Source organism: Pseudotabrizicola sp. 4114, from assembly GCF_031457365.1.
Classification (GTDB): domain Bacteria; phylum Pseudomonadota; class Alphaproteobacteria; order Rhodobacterales; family Rhodobacteraceae; genus Pseudotabrizicola.
In genome coordinates this window covers 603,951-623,922 of the sequence record NZ_JAVDWP010000002.1, presented here as the reverse complement: position 1 = coordinate 623,922, position 19,972 = coordinate 603,951, and the positions used below count along the sequence as shown (strand labels likewise).

Annotated in this window: 16 protein-coding genes; 12 read left to right on the top strand and 4 right to left on the bottom strand. The window is 63.5% G+C overall.

Translation table 11 applies throughout. The features are described from left to right. Window position 1 precedes the first annotated feature (1 nt). From J2X53_RS07405 to J2X53_RS07350, 12 genes are read left to right on the top strand one after another with little or no spacing between them, the layout of a single operon-like run. Window positions 2-1,045 carry a UDP-glucuronic acid decarboxylase family protein gene (locus J2X53_RS07405; RefSeq protein WP_349036859.1) on the top strand — a complete coding sequence of 348 codons (1,044 nt, stop codon included), beginning with the start codon at window positions 2-4 and terminating at the stop codon, window positions 1,043-1,045. Beyond that, window positions 1,038-1,871, top strand: coding sequence for a sugar phosphate nucleotidyltransferase (locus J2X53_RS07400; RefSeq protein WP_349036835.1), 834 nt, complete (start codon window positions 1,038-1,040; stop codon window positions 1,869-1,871). The genes J2X53_RS07405 and J2X53_RS07400 overlap by 8 nt, the downstream gene beginning before the upstream one ends. Continuing rightward, window positions 1,868-2,767 (top strand): NAD(P)-dependent oxidoreductase, encoded by a 900-nt coding sequence (locus J2X53_RS07395; protein ID WP_349036834.1) that lies wholly within the window; start codon window positions 1,868-1,870, stop codon window positions 2,765-2,767. The genes J2X53_RS07400 and J2X53_RS07395 overlap by 4 nt, the downstream gene beginning before the upstream one ends. Further along, a complete protein-coding gene (rfbG, locus tag J2X53_RS07390; protein ID WP_349036833.1) occupies window positions 2,764-3,873 on the top strand; it encodes a CDP-glucose 4,6-dehydratase in 1,110 nt (369 codons plus the stop codon). The genes J2X53_RS07395 and rfbG overlap by 4 nt, the downstream gene beginning before the upstream one ends. Then, the gene (locus tag J2X53_RS07385; protein ID WP_349036832.1) at window positions 3,860-5,110 is read left to right on the top strand and encodes a DegT/DnrJ/EryC1/StrS family aminotransferase; all 1,251 of its coding nucleotides are present in this window, start codon (window positions 3,860-3,862) and stop codon (window positions 5,108-5,110) included. The genes rfbG and J2X53_RS07385 overlap by 14 nt, the downstream gene beginning before the upstream one ends. After that, window positions 5,110-6,312: a glycosyltransferase gene (locus J2X53_RS07380; protein WP_349036831.1), complete on the top strand. Its 1,203-nt coding sequence runs from the start codon at window positions 5,110-5,112 to the stop codon at window positions 6,310-6,312. Before J2X53_RS07385 ends, J2X53_RS07380 begins: the two co-directional genes overlap by 1 nt. Further along, complete coding sequence (locus tag J2X53_RS07375) at window positions 6,309-8,348, top strand: hypothetical protein (protein WP_349036830.1); 2,040 nt, start codon at window positions 6,309-6,311, stop codon at window positions 8,346-8,348. Before J2X53_RS07380 ends, J2X53_RS07375 begins: the two co-directional genes overlap by 4 nt. A gap of 10 nt (window positions 8,349-8,358) precedes the next feature. Further along, window positions 8,359-9,366: a glycosyltransferase gene (locus J2X53_RS07370; RefSeq protein WP_349036829.1), complete on the top strand. Its 1,008-nt coding sequence runs from the start codon at window positions 8,359-8,361 to the stop codon at window positions 9,364-9,366. Then, window positions 9,367-11,469 (top strand): hypothetical protein, encoded by a 2,103-nt coding sequence (locus J2X53_RS07365; RefSeq protein ID WP_349036828.1) that lies wholly within the window; start codon window positions 9,367-9,369, stop codon window positions 11,467-11,469. Continuing rightward, entirely contained in the window at window positions 11,466-12,932 is a 1,467-nt protein-coding gene (locus J2X53_RS07360; protein WP_349036827.1) for an O-antigen ligase family protein, read from the top strand. Before J2X53_RS07365 ends, J2X53_RS07360 begins: the two co-directional genes overlap by 4 nt. Then, window positions 12,929-13,969, top strand: a complete 1,041-nt coding sequence (locus tag J2X53_RS07355) for a glycosyltransferase family 2 protein (RefSeq protein ID WP_349036826.1) — start codon at window positions 12,929-12,931, stop codon at window positions 13,967-13,969. The genes J2X53_RS07360 and J2X53_RS07355 overlap by 4 nt, the downstream gene beginning before the upstream one ends. Continuing rightward, window positions 13,966-15,030, top strand: a complete 1,065-nt coding sequence (locus tag J2X53_RS07350) for an acyltransferase (protein ID WP_349036825.1) — start codon at window positions 13,966-13,968, stop codon at window positions 15,028-15,030. Before J2X53_RS07355 ends, J2X53_RS07350 begins: the two co-directional genes overlap by 4 nt. A 55-nt stretch (window positions 15,031-15,085) precedes the next feature. Here J2X53_RS07350 and J2X53_RS07345 read toward each other — a convergent pair whose 3' ends face one another. From J2X53_RS07345 to J2X53_RS07330, 4 genes are read right to left on the bottom strand one after another with little or no spacing between them, the layout of a single operon-like run. After that, entirely contained in the window at window positions 15,086-16,540 is a 1,455-nt protein-coding gene (locus tag J2X53_RS07345) for an FGGY family carbohydrate kinase (protein WP_349036824.1), read from the bottom strand. Next, entirely contained in the window at window positions 16,537-17,499 is a 963-nt protein-coding gene (locus J2X53_RS07340) for a transketolase C-terminal domain-containing protein (protein ID WP_349036823.1), read from the bottom strand. Before J2X53_RS07340 ends, J2X53_RS07345 begins: the two co-directional genes overlap by 4 nt. After that, on the bottom strand, window positions 17,499-18,323 hold the full coding sequence (locus tag J2X53_RS07335) for a transketolase (RefSeq protein ID WP_349036822.1): 825 nt from the start codon (window positions 18,321-18,323) through the stop codon (window positions 17,499-17,501). The genes J2X53_RS07340 and J2X53_RS07335 overlap by 1 nt, the downstream gene beginning before the upstream one ends. Before the next feature lie 13 nt (window positions 18,324-18,336). Next, entirely contained in the window at window positions 18,337-19,803 is a 1,467-nt protein-coding gene (locus J2X53_RS07330; RefSeq protein ID WP_349036821.1) for a fucose isomerase, read from the bottom strand. Window positions 19,804-19,972 lie beyond the last annotated feature (169 nt).

Below are 19,972 nucleotides of genomic sequence, written 5' to 3'. Positions count from 1 at the left end.
GATGTCACGGCCTGACACACGCTGGGTGAACGGAGCCTCTCGCAAACGCATTCTGGTCACCGGCGGGGCGGGTTTTCTGGGCAGTCACCTTTGTGAACAGCTGTTGAGCGAAGGCCACGAGGTTCTGTGCGTCGACAGCTACATTACCGGCCGGCGCAGCAACATCGCCCATCTGATGGAGCATCCGCATTTTGACACGCTGCGCCACGATGTCATCAATCCGCTCTATGCCGAGGTGGACGAGATCTACAATCTGGCCTGTTCCGCCTCGCCCATGCATTACCGGGCCGATCCGGTGCAGACGACAAAGACCTGCGTGCTGGGGTCGATCAACGTGCTGGGTCTGGCAAAGCGGCTGAAGGCAAAGGTTCTGCAAGCCTCGACCTCCGAGGTATACGGCGATCCTGTCGTTCACCCGCAGACCGAAGACTATTGGGGCAACGTCAACCCGATCGGCCCCCGGTCCTGCTATGACGAAGGCAAGCGCTGCGCTGAAACGCTGTTTTTTGACTATCACCGCCGACACAATGTCGAGATAAAGCTGATCCGCATTTTCAACACCTACGGGCCGCGCATGCACCCCAACGACGGGCGCGTGGTGTCGAATTTCATCGTTCAGGCACTGACCGGGCAGCCCATCACCATCTTTGGTGATGGCAACCAGACGCGGTCGTTCTGTTACGTCGATGATCTGATCCGCGGCATGATCCGGCTGATGAACACCCCCGCCGACGTGACCGGGCCTATCAATGTCGGAAATCCCAACGAGTTCACCATGAACCAGCTGGCATCGCTGGTGCTGGAGATGACCGGCTCGCAGTCGCAGATCATTCGCATGCCGCTGCCAGAGGACGACCCGGTGCAGCGGCGCCCCGACATCACCCTGGCAGGCCGCACCCTCGACTGGGCGCCCACCATCGAGCTTGCCGAGGGGCTTCAGCGCACCATCGACTATTTTGACGGGCTGCTCTCAGCCCCACACGAAATGCTTGCCTATCAAGACACGTCCAAAACCACTTTCAACGCAGGAGCTCATCATGGCTAAGCCCGTTTCAAAGGAGCGTTCCGACATCCCCGTGGTCATTTTGTGTGGCGGCGAAGGGACGCGCATGCGCGAAATGACCGATCGCATTCCCAAACCGCTGGTCGATATCGGCGGCAAGCCGATCCTGCTGCACATCATGGAAATCTATTCCCGCCAGGGCTTTACCAACTTCATCCTCTGCCTCGGCTACAAGGGTATTCTGATCAAGGAATCCTTTCTGGATTACGAAGTCCGCAGCCGCGATATGGTGCTCGATTTCCGTCAGGGTGAACGCAAATTCATCGGCAATGAAACGTCGGCCTACAAGGATTGGCGCATCACCTTTGCGGAAACCGGCGAAACCACCCAGACCGGCGGCCGTGTCGCACGCATCGCGCCCTATGTAACGGGCGACCGCTTCATGCTGACCTATGGCGACGGCCTGTCGGACATTGATCTGCATGCCGCACTGGATTTTCACGAAGCCCATGGTCGCGTCGGCACGGTCACAGGCGTGCAGCCGTCGTCGCAGTTCGGGGTCATGGCGGTCGAAGGCGACCGGGTTAAATCCTTCGCCGAAAAACCACGCTCGCCAGAGATGGTGAATGGCGGCTTCTTCATTTTCGAGCGCCGGTTTCTGAATTACGTGAAACCCGAGGTGAACTGCATTCTGGAGCGTGAGCCGCTGGAGCGGCTTTCGGCGGATGGCCAACTCAAGGTCTATACCCACCGTGGCTACTGGCGCTGCATGGACACCTTCAAGGATTACCGCGAGCTGAATGATGGCTATGCGGCCGGGGTGACTCCATGGCTGCCCGCAGTTGCCCAGCAAAGCGTCGCCTCATGAAGACTGCGATTGTCACCGGGGCTACAGGGTTCATCGGCAGCCGGCTGATCGCTGCGCTGGTGCGTCGTGGTGTGTCGGTCACCGCCATCTCGCGGCGATCCTCCGGCCCATGGCCGGGGGTGATCCGGGTGGTGGCGCAGGAGTCAGACCTGAGCGCTCTGATCGCCGGCACCAATCCAAATGTGGTGTTTCATCTTGCGGGCATTTCCGAAGAGGCGGCGGCGCGCAAAGACCCTGCGCTGGCGCTGGAGGTCAATGGCCGGGCGGTCTGGCAGCTGATGAACGCCGTTCTCCAGTCCGGGCGGCGACCGGCGATTGTGTTGGCGTCATCCATCGCTGTTTATGGCGAAAACAGGGGTACCCCCGCGTCAGAGACAGACCGGCTGCTGGGCGACGGCCCCTATGAGCTGTCAAAGATCGCAGGCGAATGCGGCGCGCGCGCCTTTGCTGCCCTTGGACTGGGCGCACGCATCGCCCGGATCGGAAATGTCTACGGCCCGGCAGATCGCAAGGTGGGGCGGCTGATCCCCGATACCCTGGCCGCAATCCGCGACAACCGTGCCCCGGTTCTGCGTGCCCCGAATTCCTTGCGCAGCCATCTGCACGTCGAAGACTGCGTCAGGGGGCTGATCGCGCTGGGAAGCGAGCGGGGTCTCGCGCTCGACGGCCGGGCGGTCAACATCTGTGACGAGCATGGCATCACGAATCTGGATCTTGTGTCTTTGCTGCTGGCGCAGGCCGGGCGCGAAGATCTGCATCCAGAGCTTTCCAACAACGCTCAGGCCCAGTCGGTCCGGCTGGCCAGCGCGGCCTTTGCCCGTCAGGCCCTTGGCTGGCAGCCGGAAATCACGCTGGAACAAGGGCTTGGGGATCTGCTTGAAAGGTCGGCAGCATGACGAAGGCCTCGCCAATTGCACACACATACAACGGCTTGCGGGTCTTTGTGACCGGACACACCGGGTTCAAGGGCGCGTGGCTCTCGCTTTGGCTGTCCGAAATGGGCGCGCATGTGGCCGGTTTCAGCACGTCGGTTCCCACCACGCCCTCCGCCTTTGAGCTTTTCGGTGCCGGTGCCGTAAAGCGGGATCTGCGCGGCGACATCACCGATGCGCCCGCCGTCCTTGCCGCCATGCAGGACTTTGCGCCGGATCTGGTTTTTCACCTTGCCGCCCAACCCATTGTCCGGCGGGCGGTGCGTGATCCGCTGGAGAGCTTTTCGGTCAACGTGATCGGCACCGCTGCCGTGCTCGAAGCGGTGCGGCAAACGCCCTCGGTGCGGGCCTGTCTGGTGATCACCAGCGACAAGGTTTACCTCAACGACAATGCCGGCCGTGCCTTTACCGAAGACGACCGCCTTGGCGGGCACGAACCCTATGGGGCCAGCAAGGCGGCGGCTGAGATTGTCACCGCAACCTATCGGTCCGCAGGGTTTCATCGCGGTGCCGGGTCGGTCAACCCTTGTGTCGTTGCCACCGCGCGGGCGGGCAATGTGATCGGGGGTGGCGACTGGGCCGCCGACCGGCTGATCCCCGATGCTGTGCGCGCGATCACCGAGGGTACACCGATCATCATCCGCAATCCGCGCGCCACCCGGCCTTGGCAGCATGTTCTGGAACCCTTGGGCGGATATCTGTTGTTTGCGGACCGGCTGTTGTCATCGCCGGAAACGATGCCACCCGCGCTGAACTTTGGCCCCGGCGCCGAGGCGGAACAGGATGTCGAAACCGTGGTGCGACGCTTTCTGACCGAAATGCAGCCCTTTGCTGCGGACCTGCGGATCGAGCCGGACACATCCGGCGCCGAGGCCACCAGACTGATGGTCGACTCTTCGCTCGCGCGGCGCAGCCTTGGCTGGGCCCCGGCGTGGTCATGGGACCAGGCCATCGCCCGGATCGCAGACTGGCACCGCGCCCTGCTGTCGGGCGATGCCGACATCGCTGCACTGACACGTGACCAGATCAGGGCATACCGCGAGGGAGGAACCGTTGATGCGTTTAGATGACTGGCGCGGTGCTAAAAAGCACACCGTTGCGATGCCGGGCGTTACAGATCCGGCTCCCGGACCAAAGACACCCGTATATGTGGAGTATCCGCTTTGCATCGCCGATATCGGGCGCAAAGAGCGGCTGAATGCCTATAAATGTATGCAAAGCGGCATGGTCGGTCCCGCCGGGCCGTATCGGGATATGTTCGAGGCCCGTTTTGCCGACCTTGTAGGTGCGCGCCACGTTCTGGCGACATCAAACGGCACCACGGCGCTGCACCTTGCCTTGCTGTTGATGGGTGCAGGACCGGGGGACGAGGTGATCGTCCCGTCCATGACCTATGTGGCCACGGCCAATGCCATCCGCCATACCGGGGCGACACCTGTATTTGCAGATGTGTCACCATCGACCTGGTGCCTTGACCCAAAAGATGTCGCGGCAAGGATCACCCCGAACACCAGAGGCATCCTGCCGGTTCATCTGTATGGCAACATCGCAGATACAGAGGCACTGGAAGCCCTGGCCAAAGCCAGAGGGCTTTGGGTGGTCTACGACGGGGCCCATGCCGCCCTGTCCAGCCGCGACGGGGCCGGAAGCGGATCATTCGGCGGGCTTTGCACTTATTCGTTTCATCTGAACAAGACGATCACCTGTGGCGAAGGCGGGGCGATTGCCATCAATGACGACGCGCTGTTCGAACGCGCCCGCCGGTTGCGTAGCCACGGAATGGATTATCACACGCGCCACCTGCTGCATGAGGTGGGGTATAACTACCGCCTGTCGAACCTGCATTGCTCCATCCTTTGTGCGCAACTCGACCATGTCGAAGACATCCGCGACAGCCGTGACGCCGTGGCCGCCGCCTATAGCGCCGAGCTGGCAGGAACGCCCGGATTGCAGCTGCAACCGGTTCTCGCGGGCCAGCGCCGGGAAACATGGATGTACAGTCTGCTCTGCGACAAAGCCGCTGGCATCCCCCCGCGCGACGCCATCATCTCAGGACTGGCCCGGCTGGGAGTCGAGGCGCGGCCGTTCTTTCCGGCAATCCACCGGATGGCGTTTCATGGCCCGCCCAAGGGCCAACCCCTCGCCCACCTGCCCGTGACCGATCGTCTGGCGCGGGATGGCTTCAGCTTGCCGACATACAACACCATGACGCCCGAACACGCCCGCCAGATTGCGCGCCGCCTGCGGCACGTCCTCGCCGACCCCGCGCTCCGGCAAGGCGCGCCCGACCAGAGCGGGGTCGCTTGATGGCGCGGATCGCCCTGTATTACCCGTGGATCTACCTCAAAAGCGGGGTCGAGCGCACGATCCTTGAAATCCACCGGCGGTCGCGCCACGACGTGATCATCGTGACATCGCACTATGACCGCCACGTCACGTTCGAAGAGCTGGCCGGGTGCAACATCGTCCAGCGCGGGCAGGTATCGGTCAAACGCACCTATCTGCAGGCCGCCAAGGCGGCGCTGACCATGGCAACCCTGCGGTTTGACCGCGCCGAGCATGACGCGCTTGTGATCTGTTGCGACGGGCTTGGGCCGCTGCTGACGTTTCGCAACCGCGATATGCCGCTGATGAACCTGTGTTTCACGCCGCTGCGCGCGGTCTATGACATGGAGTATCGCGACCGCCTGTTGTCTCGCAACGGGCCACGGATGGCAAAGCTCGTGGCCGAACGCCTGTTCCGGCTGCTTGACCGCGCCGCATGGCGCAGGTTTGACAGCGTGATCTGCAACAGCCGCACCACACGCGCCCGCGCTGTTGATGGCGGCCTGCGCGCCAAGGGCGAGATGATCGTGGCCTATCCGGGCATCGCTGCTGCAGCGATCCGCCCCGCAGGACAGGTGGGTGACTACTTTTTCCTGCCCGGCCGCATCATGTGGACCAAAAATATCGAACTGGCGATTGACGCCTATCGTGACTACCGCGCGCGGGGTGGAACCCTGGGGCTGGTGATCGCCGGCATGGTCGACCGCAAAAGCCGTCCCTACTATGACTCCCTGCAAGCGCAGGCTGCGGATCTTGAGGGCATCCGCTTTGAAACCGAGGTCAGCGATGCCCGGATGCAAGAGCTGTACAGCGGCTGCCGCGCGGTTCTGCTGGCCGCCTTCAACGAAGATCAGGGGCTGACCCCGCTTGAAGGTATGGCGGTCGGCAAACCGACCATCGCCATCGACCGGGGCGGGCCACGCGAGTCTGTCATCAATGGGCAGACCGGCTTTCTGGTGGAACCCGAGCCGCAACCCTTTGCAAACGCCATGCTGCATCTGGACAAAAATCCCGACCTTGCCCGCACGATGGGTCAGCGCGGGCAGGACAGGGTAGCCCTGTTCACATGGGAAAACTTCATCGCCGTCTTTGATGACGAAATCGACCGGATCGTCGCCCAAAGGGCCACGGTCCGGTCGCCACAACGCGAAACCCCAGCGGAGAGTGTCAGGGCCGAGCAATGAATTATTCCCCGAACGAACCCATCACCACACCTCTGGAACATCGCATCGCCCAGCTTCAGGCGCTGACCCTGCACGATGTCATGTTCTGGGTCCGCAAATGGAAGTGGGAGTTTCTGGCTGTCACCGGCGCCACCATCCTTGCGACATTGCTTTATATCATGATCTTTCGCGATCCGGCCTTTGTCAGCGAGGCGCGGCTCTTTGTCCGGCTGAGTCAGGAACAGACCGCACCAAGAACGCTGGTGACACAGGAAGGCACCACGTTGCTGACCCCGGCGACCAGTGATGTCACGTCCGAGATTGATCTGTTCCTGAACTCTGATCTGGCCAATCAGGTGATTGATACGGCCCGTTTGCTGGAAGCGATGGAAACGCCGCCGCCGCCGCCGGAGACGTTGGTGGATCATCTGAAAGCCGCCTATAAATCGGCGTCTGAAACCCTGCGCAGCTCGGTCAACGAGGTGGCCTATGCTCTGGGCGTCAAGGTCAGGCTGACCCCGCGTGAAGCCCTGATCCGTCAGATCCGCATGTCGCTGGGGGTCGAAAACAGCCGTGGGTCCAATGTGGTTGTGGTCAGCGTGACATGGCCCGACCGCGACGTGCCCAAAGCGCTGCTGCAATATTACATTGATGCCTTCATGACTTTTCGTCTGAATGCCTTTCAGGGTGGCGATGCCGCGTATTTCGAACGTCAGGCCGATCTTGCCCGGAGCCGGGTCAATGAGCTGGAATCCCGGATCGTGTCTTTGCGCACCGGCAGCGGGATCGAAGATGTCACGGTTCAGCGCGGATTGTTGATCGGCGCGCGTGAACAGGCGCTGAGCCAGATCCATGACATCGAACAGTCCCTTGCCCGCATCCGCACCCGGATGACAGCGCTGGAGGCGCGGGGCGATGCGGGCGCGCCACTGGTGCTGGCCGATCTGCCCGACAATCCGATCCTGCGGCTGCTGGATGAACGCTCCATCGCCCTGCGCGACGAACGGCTGCGGCTTCAGTCCCAGCCCAGCCTTGATGGGGCGGCGCTGGCGGCACTGGATCAGTCCTTTGCCTCGCTGACCCAATCCACCCTGCAGTCGATCCGCGACCACGAGGCCCGCGTCACTGAAGATCTGGCGAGTGCGAGGGCCGGACTGGCCGAGACCGATGCCCGGCTTGCCGCGCTTTCGGAAAACGAGGCTGAATGGAACGCGCTCCGGGTCGAGCTTGATCTTGCCTCTGAAACCTATGAGGACACCGCGCGCCGCCTGTCCGAAGCCCGGCGCGCCGAGGATCTGCACAGCGAGCGGATCAGCAACGTCGTGATCATTCAGGACCCCACCGAACCCCATCTGGCGACAGGAACGCGCAACGCAGTGGTGCTTGGTGTCGGCGGGGTGTTTGCCTTGCTGCTCGCCGCCTCTTGGGTGGTGCTGCGTGAGGCATTGGATTCCAGAGTGTGGCGCCCTCAGGATATCAAAGAAATCAATGGCGTGTCATTGCTGGGCACCACCCGGCGACGCTGGCGCGGACCGGTGCGGGAAGATATGGCCCTGACCGCGGCCAGCATCGGATCGGTCTGTATCCGCCGTGGCTATCGCTCTGTCGCCTATATGGCCGTCTCAAGGGAAAGCCATAGTCCCGCGTTGCGGACCTGCGACCTTGCCAAAGGGCTGCGGTCCATGGGCCTGTCAGAGGTGCAGATCATCAACGCGGGCCGGTGGGACAAAGGCAAAGCCCCCTTTGATCCTACCGCATCTGTCAATGTCCGCGACATGACCCCGGATGATCTGATGAAGGAACTGGCAACCCTGTCAGACGAAGACAGCACCGCCTTCCGGGTGATCGCCACGCCACCTTTGTTCTCCAGCGTCCATTCGATGAAAATCGCGTGGACGGTGGATGCGGTCGTGTTCGACATCGCCGCCGGTTCCGAAGATCTGGCCAATGTCGAAGCCGCCGCGCGCTGGATCAAGCTGAACAACGCCCGCTCGGTCGGAATGATCCTGGCCGACGCACGCCCCTATGCGGTCTACGGACCGGCAGTCACCGTCTGAGGAGACGAAGATGGATACCGACATCAAACCCGATGTGACCATCGTTGTGCCCGTGCGCAACCGGATCGGGATGCTGACCGATCTGCTGGACAGCCTGATCGCCCAACAGTTTCCGCCCGGGCAGATGGAACTGATCGTCGTTGACGGCGACAGTGCAGAGCCGGTGCAGGAAACCGTGCTGGCCGCCGCAAGCCGTGCCCCGTTTGTCATCAGATACCTGAAGGTCGAAGAAGATCACGGCCCGGTGTCCAAGCGCAATCTGGGTGTGGCCAATGCGAGGGGTGCAATCATCGCGTTTACCGACAGCGATTGCCGCGCAACACCCGGCTGGTTGCAGGCGCTGACCGCGCCCATGGCCGATCCGGCGGTGGGGTTCGTGTCCGGGCCGGTGACCTACAAACCGGAACAGCCAAAGACGTTTTTCTCTAAGCTGACGGCGGAAACGCTGATCGAACATCCGACCTATCCCACGGCCAATGTCGCCTATCGCCGCGACCTGTTTCTGCAGATGGGCGGCTTTGACGAACGTCTTGGCGTGCGCGACTTTCTGGGTCGGGCCACGGAATGCGGTGACACGGATCTGGCGTGGCGGATCCGCAAAGCTGGCTGGAAAAACGTCTTCGCGCCAAAGGCGCTGATCCTGCACGAGGTCGAAGACCTGTCACCCCTGCAATGGATGCTGGAACCGACGCGGCTGATCCTGCTGCCGCTGCTGATCCGGCTGCACCCGGAAATCGCGCCGCGCCTGCTGCGCTGGAACATCATCTTTTATCCGGGCACATTGCGGGTCTACGGCGCCTTGATCCTGTCGCTGGTTCTGGTGCTGATTGATCCGTGGCTGTTTCTGACGGCTGTCGTCGTCGGTGTCTTGCTGCTGGCGCTGCTCAAGGCCCGCAGCCCCGATCCCCGGCGGATTTTTGCGGCCTTGCGCGATATCGGCCTGCATTTTTCGCGGATGGTGGTACTGGCGGCGACCTTGATCGCTGGCAGTCTGCGCTATGGTCGTCTGGTGCTGTAAATGCTGGCACGCTTCCTCCGCTTGACCGTGATCCTTGCCGGGCTGGTCCTGCCGGGCTGTGCCGGAGAGGGACAGGCCGGCACATTGGCAAACGGGGACTTCGCCACGGTCGAAAAGGATCGCCCGACCGGCTGGTCGCTGTCAGACGTGGCCGCAAGCAAGGGCACGGTTGCCGTGGTCGAAGGCGCCCTGATCCTGCAGCCCAACGACCTCAACACCCCCAGCGACACCCCCTTGGGCCTCGGGCAGGCGATCGACGCCACAGTGCTGCGCGGCCAGCGGCTGACCTTGTCGGCCCGGCTGTCGGGCGCTGATGGGGCGGTGGCCGTGGTCGGGGTGGCGGCATTGGACACGGCGGGGCAGGTCGAACGCTTTGTGGTGCTGCGCGCCGCGCCGGGCGATCCGCAAGACCAGACAACGACCGATGCAGAACCGTTGAGCGAGTCTGTGAAGACGCTGATCGTCTTTGTCTCCGCCGAAGGAACGACGGGAACCGCGACGATAGATGACGTGACCGTGGGCGGCCTGGCCGCGACTGCAGCAGCCGTGCAAGGCGAGGCTGCAGTCACTGTCTTTGCCCTGCAAGCCGACGGCACGGGCCGCACGATCCCGGGCGACATTCTTGGAACCAATGTGGAATGGATCCGCGACGGCAATGGATTGTGGAACAAGGCGCAGGGTCAGCTGGACACTGACATCATCGCCATGTCCGCGCAGGCCGGCATCCGGATGATCCGGTTTCCGGGTGGCGTGTGGTCTGACACCTATGACTGGCGCGACGGCATCGGCCCGCAATCCGCCCGCCCCACCAAGCGCCACATTCCCGATCAGGACGAAACCTCGCGCCATGCCATCGGCACGCCGGAAATCGTGAGCTTTGCCAAGCAGATCGGCGCGCAGCTGATGATCACCGTCAACGCAGGCCATGGCACCCCGGAACAGGCCGCCGCCTGGGCCGCGCATATCCGCGACACGCACGGCCCTGCCATCGCCCCGGTGTGGGAGATCGGCAACGAGCTGTACATGGAAAACGACATGTCAGGCGGCTCGATGACGCCCGAGGCTTATGCCGGAAAACTGCGCTCCTTTGCGGCTGCGATCCGCGCCGAACTGCCTGCTGCACGGATCGCCGGGATCGGGTTGGTGAACTATGGCCCCTATCGCTTTAACGCCCATGCCGACTGGAACCGGATCGTACTGGAACAGGCTGGCGATGTGATAGATGTGTTTGCCGTTCACAACGCCTATGCCCCGCTGGTGGTAGAGGCATCTCCCCGCAGGTGGGCAGAGGTATACCGGGCCATGCTGGCCGCGCCGGTGACGATTGCACAGAACCTGTCCGATACCGCAGCGCTGATAGATGCCAGTGTATCGCAAGCCAAACGCGGCAAGATTGCTATCGCGGTCACCGAATGGGGGCCATCCTATTCCTACGATCCAAAGAACCCGTACTTCGACCATGTAAAGACCATGGGCTCGGCTCTGTTCGTTGCCCGCACCCTGAATGTGTTCATGCGCGATGCGCGGGTAGACTCGGCCCAGTTCTTCAAACTGTCGGACTGGCTGAACATGGGGTGGATCGGTCCGGTCAAGGGCGGGGGCTGGCGCGAAACTCCGGCGCTTCTGGCACTTGGGCTGTACCGCGACGCGCCGGGCGCCACGCTGCTGCCGCTCGACCGACGTGACGGGCCGACCTTTGCCTCTTCCCACCTCGGCTTTCAGCCGGCGGTCGAGGCAGCGCCCTTGGTTGATGCCGTGGCATTTCGGGACCCGGCCGGAAAGATCACCATCATCGCCAGCAATGCTGACCTTGAGCACCCGCGCGAGGCCCGTTTTATCCTTGCCGGTGGCGCAGCGGACTACAAGATCACCGCGCAGAGCCTGTCTGGCCCGAGCGCTGTCGCCCACCGTGACACCATACATATCGACGTGCCCGGCGTTCCGTTTGCCGCACCGGGCCAGTTCGGCGACGGGGATTGGTTTGCCCGCGCAAGCGCCAAGAGCATAACATTGGATACCGGCACCGCCGGGTGGGCTGACGGCACGCTGACCGTGCAGCTTCCCGCTGCCGGGATCATGGCTGTCACAATGGTGTCCCCATGACGTGGGGCGCACAATCCCTGCGCCTGATCGCGCCGCTGACCCTGCTCTCGGTCGCGGCCTTTGGCACGGCGGCACTGTCTGCGCTGGCGGTGCAATCTGGCAGCCGTGCCATCGCGGCGGTCGGTCTGGTCTTTTGCCTGACAATCGCCGCGATGCTGGTGCGCAACCTGCTTGCGACGCTGCTCTTCACGCTCTGCATTGCACTGTCCTACAATCGCCAGTTCTACAGCTTTGACAACTTGTTGGGCGATTACGGGTCGTTTGGCCTGTTCTGGACCCTGTCCGATGCGATGATGCTTGTGATCATGCTGGCGGCTCTGGCCCGGCGCGGCGTTGGCGCGCGCACCTTGCCCAGCCCGCCGCGCCAGCTGAGCATCGAGATCCCGCTGCTATTGCTCCTCACCGTGATGGCGCTGTCGACCTTGCAGACCGATCCCCTGCCCCCCGCCGTGTTCGAAACGCTGCGGATCGGCAAGTATCTGATCTACTTTCTGGTTTTGCGGGCGGTTCTCGACAGGGATCTGGCCCGGGTGCTGCTGGTGGGGTTGGGTCTGATGGTGGCGCTCCAGTTCGCGCTTGGCGCGGTGCAGGTCGCCCTTGGCGCGGGCGGCAGCGGGATCGGGTCGCTGGATGAACAGACCGGCGAGCTGGCGCATCGGGCGACGGGCACCACGGGGCACCCGAACATGTATGCCCCTTTCCTGCTGATGCCCGCCCTTGGCTTTATCGCCATCGGGGCCAGCGGGCGCAGCCTGCTGGTGCATCGTCTGTCGCTGGGCCTTGGCGGGGCCGGTGCGCTGGCCATCGTGCTGTCGCAGTCGCGCGCGCCGGTCGCTGCCCTCTTGGTCGGTCTTGCCTGTCTTGCGGGCATGTTTCTGACCCGCCGCATCCTGCCCGCGCCACGCGTCATCGGCGCTGTGGTGATCTGCGCCATGCTCGGCCTGCTGGCTGTGGCACCCCTCGCCGGAAAGATCATCGACCGGCTGACCGGCGATCTGAAAGGATCGGTCGAATTCCGCGCCGATTACAACGCCGCCGCCATCGGAATCTGGCGGCTGGACCCGGTGCTGGGCGTCGGCCCCTCCGGGTTTGTGCCGAACCTGCCTGCGTTTCACCCAGATTACGCCCGCGTCAATGCCGACATCCAGCCCGCCCGAAAGGTGGCAAATGTGCGGGCGATTGCGCCGGTCCATAATGTCTATCTGTGGATCCTGGCCGAGCTTGGCATTCTGGGCCTGTCAGCCTTTGTGCTGTTTCTGGCATCAGCGGCCCGGTTGTTTTTGCAAGCCGGGCGGGGGGAGCGACCCGTGAACCGGTTTTTCATCGGCGTGTTCTGGGGGTTTCTGGGCCTTTGCGCCGTTCAGTTGACGGATTTTTCGCTGTGGTGGGATCACCAGCTGATGATCCTGACCTTGCTTTTGGCCCTCGCCGGCTTTGTGCGTGACGAAAGGAGAGTATCATGATCCGTGTTTCGGTGATCATTCCGACCTATAACCGTGCCGGTGATCTGCCGCGGGTTCTGGATGCGCTGGCCCGCCAGACCATGGCGGATTTCGAGGTGATCGTCGTTGACAACGGCTCGACCGATGGCACCGCCGCCCTGCTGTCGGCGCGCGCGCAGACAGACCGCCAGCCGCTGATCCACCTTCCGATTGCCCCAAGCGGGCCAGCGGGTGCGCGCAATGCCGGGATGAAGATTGCAAAGGGCGAATACCTTGCCTTTGTCGACTCCGATGTGGCGCTGGCCCCCGACTGGCTGGATCTGACACTGGCCGAACTGACCCGCACGCCATCGGTTCCCGCCGTGGGCGGGGTCGTCACCTATGAAAACGACCGCGATTTCGTGAACGCCTATGGCGGACAGCTCAGCCGCATCGGCCTTGCCTGGGACGCATGCGAAGGCGAGCCGGTCACCAGCCTGACTGCGCCCGCGACGCGGCTCTGGATCAACTGTTCCGCCCTGCTGGTCCGGGCGCAGGCGGCGCGCGCCGTCGGTGGCTTTGCGGCCGACTTCTTTTACGGGTTTGAGGACAGCGATTTTGGCTGGCGTCTGTCGGTGGCCTTTGGGCCGCAGCGGGTCATCCCGGCTGCGCGCAGCTATCACAACGTCGGCGACACCATCGGGCGCGCGGCTGGTCCGCTGGTGTTTCATGGCTGCAAGAACCGCCTTGCCTCGCTGATCGCGAACGCCCGCGCGCGCCATCTGGCATGGGCGCTTCCGGTGGCGGTGACCTATGGCGTCGCCGATGCCGTGTTGCGCGCGCCGCATGGTCCAAAATGGCGGGCGCTGCTGTGGAACCTGACCCATCTGCCCGCCACACTGGCGCGTCGGCGCGCGCTGGCCCCGCTGCGGCGGCATGACACTGCCCTTCAGGCGTTGTTCGCGGACAGCTGGTTTCCGGCGGTGCGGCTGAAAGGGATGCGCCGAAGACCAAACCGGCGGCAAAGCGTATCGGACTCTGCCCTGCGCGATGACCGTCTGACCGGGGGTGCGCGATGAGCGCCCCGGTGCAATCCCGGCTGGCCTGGCTCGACGCCCTGCGTGGGGTCACGATTGTCCTGATGGTTGCGGGCCATGTGGCGCGCGGTCTGTGGGCCGCTGGCAGGATCGATTCGCCCGAGTATCTTTTGTGGGATATGGCGCTTTATGCCTTTCATGGGCCGATGCTGTTCGTTCTGGGCGGTTTCACCTTCGCCTATTCGACCACGACCTCGCCCTATCTTGCAAACTGGCGCGCGCGTCTGCGCCGCCTGATCCATCCCTATGTCGTGTGGACCGTGATCGCGGCGGGGCTGACCCTTGCCATGGCAAGAGTCGTGAACCAGCCGCTGGGCACAAGTGACTTTCTGCGCACGGTCCTGGGCATGGTCATCTGGCCCTACAGCATCTTCTGGTTCCTGTATGTCTTTGCCATGTGCCAGATCGCGGCGGCCCTGCTGCGCGAGCGTGTTGGTCTGGGCAGCGGTCAGTTGCTGGCCGTTTCTGTCTTTGGCCTTGGCATCGGCTATATGTTGCGCGCTCGGTTCGGACCGATCGACGCGTTTCAGGTCTCGATGTTCCTGCTGTATTTCTTTTACTTCTGCTGGGGCAACTGGCTGAGCACACGGACCCATATTCTGGATCTGAACGTCCTTGGTGTTACGGCAATCGTGTCGCTGCTGTGCTGGTATGCGATCATCGGTCATGGCTGGAGCATTGATACGCCCTTTGGCGCGATCGCCGGGATCAGCATGACCACGATGTTTCTCGCCATCTTTCGTCTGGGCGAAAGCCGCGCGCCACGCGTTCTGCTGGTCCCTGCGGTCTATGCCGGTCTGCTCAGCATGGAAATCTATGTGATGCACCATATGGCAGCGGGCATCATGCGGATCGCGCTCGATCGGATGGGGCTGGAAACGTTGTGGATTTACGGGGTGGTGGGGTTGATTGCGGGCGTTTTTGGGCCGGTGGTCATGTTGCTGATCTTCCGCCGTCTGGGGTTGGCCGGGGTGCTTGGACTGGCAAAGTCACAAGCCCGGCCCCGCCCGCCGTCATCCACAACATCAATGGCTGTGCGCTGAGACGGGCCCCGACCGGACCGCAGGATCTGAGCGGTGGCCAAACAGGCCCGCCCCCTTAGCCGCGCGCCTGCGCGACGGCATGGGCCCAGCGCTGACGCGCAGCATCGCGGCGGGCAGCTGGCACGTCTGGCGCAAAGACGGTCACGCGTTCCGCTTCTGCAAGCCGTTCCGCGCCAAGCGCCGCAAATGCCATTGCGGCAACGCCCAATGCGCCCACCTCTTCGACCTCGGCCCGCAACACCGGGCGGCCCAGAACATCGGCCTGAAGCTGCATCAGAAACGCATTGCCCGTCGCCCCGCCATCGGCCCGCAGATCGGTCAGCGGGTGGCCAACATCGGCTTCCATCGCGGCAAAGACATCGGCGATCTGATGCGCAATCGCCTCAAACGTGGCGCGGGCCAGATGCGCGGGCGTGGTGCCATGGGTCATGCCGGTTATGATCCCGGTTGCACGGTCATCCCAATGCGGCGCGCCCAGACCGGCCAGCGCGGGCACAAAGGCCACGCCACCGGAATCGGGCACGCTTTGCGCCAGATCCGACAGCGCGTTGGCATCCCCAACCCCCAGCAACCCCGCCATGAATGCCGCCGCCTGAGCCGAGACCGTGATATTGCCCTCCAGCGCATAGGCGGTGCCATTGCGGTCACGCCAGGCAATCGTGCCCGACAGCCCATGGGCCGACGCCACCCGCGCAGGCATCAGCGTCATCAGCGACGACCCGGTGCCAAAGGTCGCCTTGACCGCACCGGGCGCACGTACGCCATGGCCATAAAGCGCTGCATGGCTGTCGCCCATCATCGCACGAACCGGAATCCCTGCGGGCAGCGCGGTCGTGTCAGCGGTCACCCCAAAGTTTGCATCCGATGCCAGAACCGTTGGCAAGGCCCCGACCGGCACCCCGAACAGCCCGCAAAGCTCAGCGCTCCACTCCAGCCTTTCCGTATCGAACAGCTGCGTGCGCGAGGCGTTTGAGGCGTCGGTCGCAAAGCTGGCCCCGCCGGTCAGGTTCCACAGCAGCCAGGCATCCACCGTGCCCGCGCGCAGATGGCCCGCCTGCGCCAGACCGGGCACGCCCGGCACCTGCGCCATCGCCCAGCCGAGTTTTGATGCCGGAAACAGCGGGTTGATGCCCAGCCCGGTCAACTCGACCACACGCGCGTCATGCCCCTGCGCCAGCAGATCCGCGCAGGCCGCAGCCGTGCGGCGGCATTGCCACAGGATCGCGGGCGCAACCGGTTGACCGGTGCGCGCATCCCACAGGACCAGCGTTTCGCGCTGGTTGGCGATGGCAATGGCCGCGATGCGCCCCGCCCCTTGCGGGGCCAGCGCTGCGATCACCGCCTTGACCGAGTCCCAGATCGCGCTGGCCGATTGCTCGGCCCAGCCGGGCTGTGGGTAATCGGTGGTCAGGGGTGCGGCGGCCCGGGCGTGGATCACGCCCGCCGCATCCACCAGCACCGCCTTGGTGTTGGTTGTGCCCTGATCAATGGCAAGGACGAGCGCGCTCACCGCTTTGCCCGCTCCAGCCCGGCAATAGCGCGGGCGGCGATGTTGTCAGCCGTCAGCCCGTATTCCGCAAACAGCCAGTCCGCCGATCCGGTGACGACAAAGCCGGGAAAGCCCACCCGTTCCAGCGGCACCGGGCGGTTGGCAGTGATCAGCTCCGCCACCGCGCCGCCCAGACCCCCGCGCACCGAGGCTTCCTCGACCGTGACAATCGCCCGGGTTTCATCTGCCGCCGCCAGCACGGCCGCGTCATCCAGCGGGTTGATGGTCGCCATGTTCAGCACCCGCGCCGAAACACCTTTAGCCGCCAGCACCTGTGCCGCCGCCAACGCAATATGGCTGGTGGTGCCCGCGCCGATCAGCGTCACATCGCTGCCCTGCTGCAGCAGCTCGGCCTTGCCGGGGCGGAACACCCGGTTTTCGACCACCAGATCCGGCACCGGCATCCGGGACAGGCGCAGATAGACCGGGCCATCGTGGCCAGCCGCCCATTTCACCGCCTCGGCGGTTTCCCAGGCGTCGGCGGGGGCAATCACGATCAAATTGGTCAGGGGCCGCAGCCAGGCAAAATCCTCGATCGAGTGATGCGTGGCCCCCAGCTCGCCATAAGCCACGCCCGAAGACTGGCCGACCAGTTTGACGTTGAAATTGGCGTAGGCAATGTCGGCCTTGACCTGCTCCAGCGCGCGCCCGGTCAGAAAGCAGGATGCCGCCGAAACGAATGGCACCTTGCCGCCATTGGCCAGCCCCGCGCTGACCCCGACCATCACCTGCTCGGCAATCCCCACGTTTATCAGCCGGTCTGGAAATTCCTTGGCAAAAGCATCCAGCTTGGACGAGCCAACGGAATCGTTCACCACGGCGACAATCCGGTCATCCGCCCGCGCAAGATCGGCCAGCGTTTTTGCCCAGGCATTGCGGCAATCCGACAGCCCGGCGGCGGTTTGGGTGGGCGCAGCCATCAGACCAGTTCCTCCATCGCTTGCGCGAATTGTGCGGCATTTGGCACGCCATGGTGCCAGCTTGCCTTGTTTTCCATGAACGACACGCCCTTGCCCTTGACTGTGTTGGCGATCACGCACAGCGGCTTGCCCCGCCCCTTGGGCGAAGCCGACAGCAACCGGTGCAGGGACGCCACGTCATGGCCATCCACCATTTCCACATGCCAGCCAAAGGCGCGGTATTTGTCATCCAGCGGGTCCAGCCCGATCGTCTCTTCCGTTCCCGCCCCCTGTTGCAGCCGGTTGCGGTCGATGATCAGCGTCAGGTTTTCCAGCTTGCGGTGCCCGGCATTCAGCGCGGCCTCCCAGTTGGAGCCTTCCTGCTGTTCGCCATCGCCGGTCAGCACAAAGGTGCGGAACGCCTGCCCCGACATCTGCCCGGCAATCGCGATGCCCAAAGCCACGGGAAAGCCATGCCCCAGCGGCCCGGTATTCGTCTCCACCCCCGGCAGATAATTGCGGTTCGGGTGGCCGTTGAGCATGGACCGTGGCTGCATATAGGTCGGCAGCCAGTCTTCGGGGAAATATCCGGCGGCGCACAGCACGGTATACAGCGCGCCGGTCGCATGGCCCTTTGACATGATGAACCGGTCCCGCTCCGCCCAGTCGGGCCGGGCCGCATCATACTGCATGACCCCGAAATACAGCGTGGCCATGATGTCGATGGCGGAAAAGTCGCCGCCCGGATGGCCAAGCCGCGACTCATACACCATCTGAAACGCGCGGCGGCGCATCCACAGCGCCTTTTCGCGGATCAGGTCGGTCGGGTCATTTGCGTGCGTCATGTGAGTCACTCGGTCAGAAACGGTTCGGATGGAAAAGCTGCGGCTCGGGCTCGGCGCCGTGATGATAGATCGGCCAGCGTAGATAGCGGGTGACAGCCTCGTTTACCACGTCGGCATGGGTGCCACGCACCATGGCGACGTGATGCTCGAACCCGTTCTGGCTGACAAAGCGCATCAACCGGCGCAGATCCGGCACGCGGGTCACGGCAATGCCGCCATCCATCGGAAAGGGATGGTCGGTGAACTCGCCTTCGCCCAGATAGCATTTCATCGTGCCCGCCCGGTCATCGGTGGACAGGCGGAAATAGGTCATCGGGCCGGGTTTGACCTTGCCCTTGACCGCGCCAAAGCACTTTGACTTGCCAATGGTCGCACCCAGCACATCCAGCTCGCTGATTTCCGGCGTATCGCCGATGAACGACTTGGGGTAATTGCCGCAATGGGTGCAGACGCACAGATCGGGTTCGTGGCCGTAATTGTTGTTCCAGTCAAGCAGCGCCGGCGGCGCGCCGGACGCCAAGGCCAGCGCATACATCGACACAGCACCAATCACATCGACCTCGCAGGCCGAGGGCAGCAACTCTTCGCCCATCATCGACATGGTGACACAGGTGGCGCAGCCGAAATTGTCCTGCAACGACCGCCAGCATTGAATGGCACTGGCATCGCATTCGTTTTCCTCGATCCAGCGGTTGACGGCGAGGGTCCACTTGGCCTGCCGGATGATCTGCTCGGGCTGGATATGGGCGGGGATCGTGCCATAGGCCTTGATCCGCTCCATCTTTTCGATCATCGCCGGGTCAGTGTCGGCAATCGCGCCCGCTGCCTGCATCATCTCGGACAGATCCACCGTCACCACCGTCAGCCCGGACGCCTGCAGCAGCTTTTCCGAATAGCGCATGGTCTGAAACGCGCCGGTCCGCGCGCCGATAGCGCCGATGCGGGCATTCGTCAGGCCCCGCACCGTGCGGCAGACACGGGCAAACCGGTCAAGATCGCGGCCAAATTCTTCGCCCCAGGTATCGCAGGTGTGGTTGGTGGTTTCGGTAAAAGGGATGCCATACTGCCAGAAGTTGTTCGACACCGACAGCTTGCCGCAAAACGCATCGCGGCGTTCCGCGACCGAAACCTTGTCCACCTCGTCGTTTGAGGCCTGCAACAGGATCGGCACGTTCAGCCTGGCCCGGTTGACCAGTTCGGCCACCGCAATCTCGTCACCAAAGTTCGGCAGGCAGATCACCAGCCCGTCAATGCTGTCGCGGTGCTTCTTGAAGTGCTCTGCATACAGCTGGGCATCGGCAATCGACTGCACGGCCCCGTTCGCCGTCGCCTCGAACGGCAGAATGACGGCGTTGACGCCAAGGCGCTCCAGCTGGGCCAGAACCTCGTCACGCGCGGCTTTGCACGGTGCGGGGCTAAAGAACGCCCGGCTGCCGATGACCACGCCAAGGCTGACCTTGCGGCGGATGGTAAGTGTCATGTCGCTCCTCCGAAAAGCGGCGCACCCCTCATGCACCGCGCGAAAGTTTCGATTACTTTCGATTGATGTGTTTTTAATCCGAGTCGCAATCGTGATGCAAGCGAAAGCTGCGCAGGGATATCCGAGCAACGCCCCGCCAAAGAATCGCAACACCCTGTATTTATTGCCG

Excerpts from the sequence above, each read along its gene's own strand:
- J2X53_RS07340 (WP_349036823.1), bottom strand. The coding sequence starts at position 17,499 with ATGGCTGCGCCCACCCAAACCGCCGCCGGGCTGTCGGATTGCCGCAAT.
- J2X53_RS07370 (WP_349036829.1), top strand. The coding sequence starts at position 8,359 with ATGGATACCGACATCAAACCCGATGTGACCATCGTTGTGCCCGTGCGC.
- J2X53_RS07375 (WP_349036830.1), top strand. The coding sequence starts at position 6,309 with ATGAATTATTCCCCGAACGAACCCATCACCACACCTCTGGAACATCGC.
- J2X53_RS07335 (WP_349036822.1), bottom strand. The coding sequence starts at position 18,323 with ATGACGCACGCAAATGACCCGACCGACCTGATCCGCGAAAAGGCGCTG.
- rfbG (WP_349036833.1), top strand. The coding sequence starts at position 2,764 with ATGACGAAGGCCTCGCCAATTGCACACACATACAACGGCTTGCGGGTC.
- J2X53_RS07405 (WP_349036859.1), top strand. The coding sequence starts at position 2 with ATGTCACGGCCTGACACACGCTGGGTGAACGGAGCCTCTCGCAAACGC.
- J2X53_RS07355 (WP_349036826.1), top strand. The coding sequence starts at position 12,929 with ATGATCCGTGTTTCGGTGATCATTCCGACCTATAACCGTGCCGGTGAT.
- J2X53_RS07400 (WP_349036835.1), top strand. The coding sequence starts at position 1,038 with ATGGCTAAGCCCGTTTCAAAGGAGCGTTCCGACATCCCCGTGGTCATT.
- J2X53_RS07330 (WP_349036821.1), bottom strand. The coding sequence starts at position 19,803 with ATGACACTTACCATCCGCCGCAAGGTCAGCCTTGGCGTGGTCATCGGC.
- J2X53_RS07395 (WP_349036834.1), top strand. The coding sequence starts at position 1,868 with ATGAAGACTGCGATTGTCACCGGGGCTACAGGGTTCATCGGCAGCCGG.
- J2X53_RS07360 (WP_349036827.1), top strand. The coding sequence starts at position 11,466 with ATGACGTGGGGCGCACAATCCCTGCGCCTGATCGCGCCGCTGACCCTG.
- J2X53_RS07365 (WP_349036828.1), top strand. The coding sequence starts at position 9,367 with ATGCTGGCACGCTTCCTCCGCTTGACCGTGATCCTTGCCGGGCTGGTC.
- J2X53_RS07380 (WP_349036831.1), top strand. The coding sequence starts at position 5,110 with ATGGCGCGGATCGCCCTGTATTACCCGTGGATCTACCTCAAAAGCGGG.
- J2X53_RS07350 (WP_349036825.1), top strand. The coding sequence starts at position 13,966 with ATGAGCGCCCCGGTGCAATCCCGGCTGGCCTGGCTCGACGCCCTGCGT.
- J2X53_RS07385 (WP_349036832.1), top strand. The coding sequence starts at position 3,860 with ATGCGTTTAGATGACTGGCGCGGTGCTAAAAAGCACACCGTTGCGATG.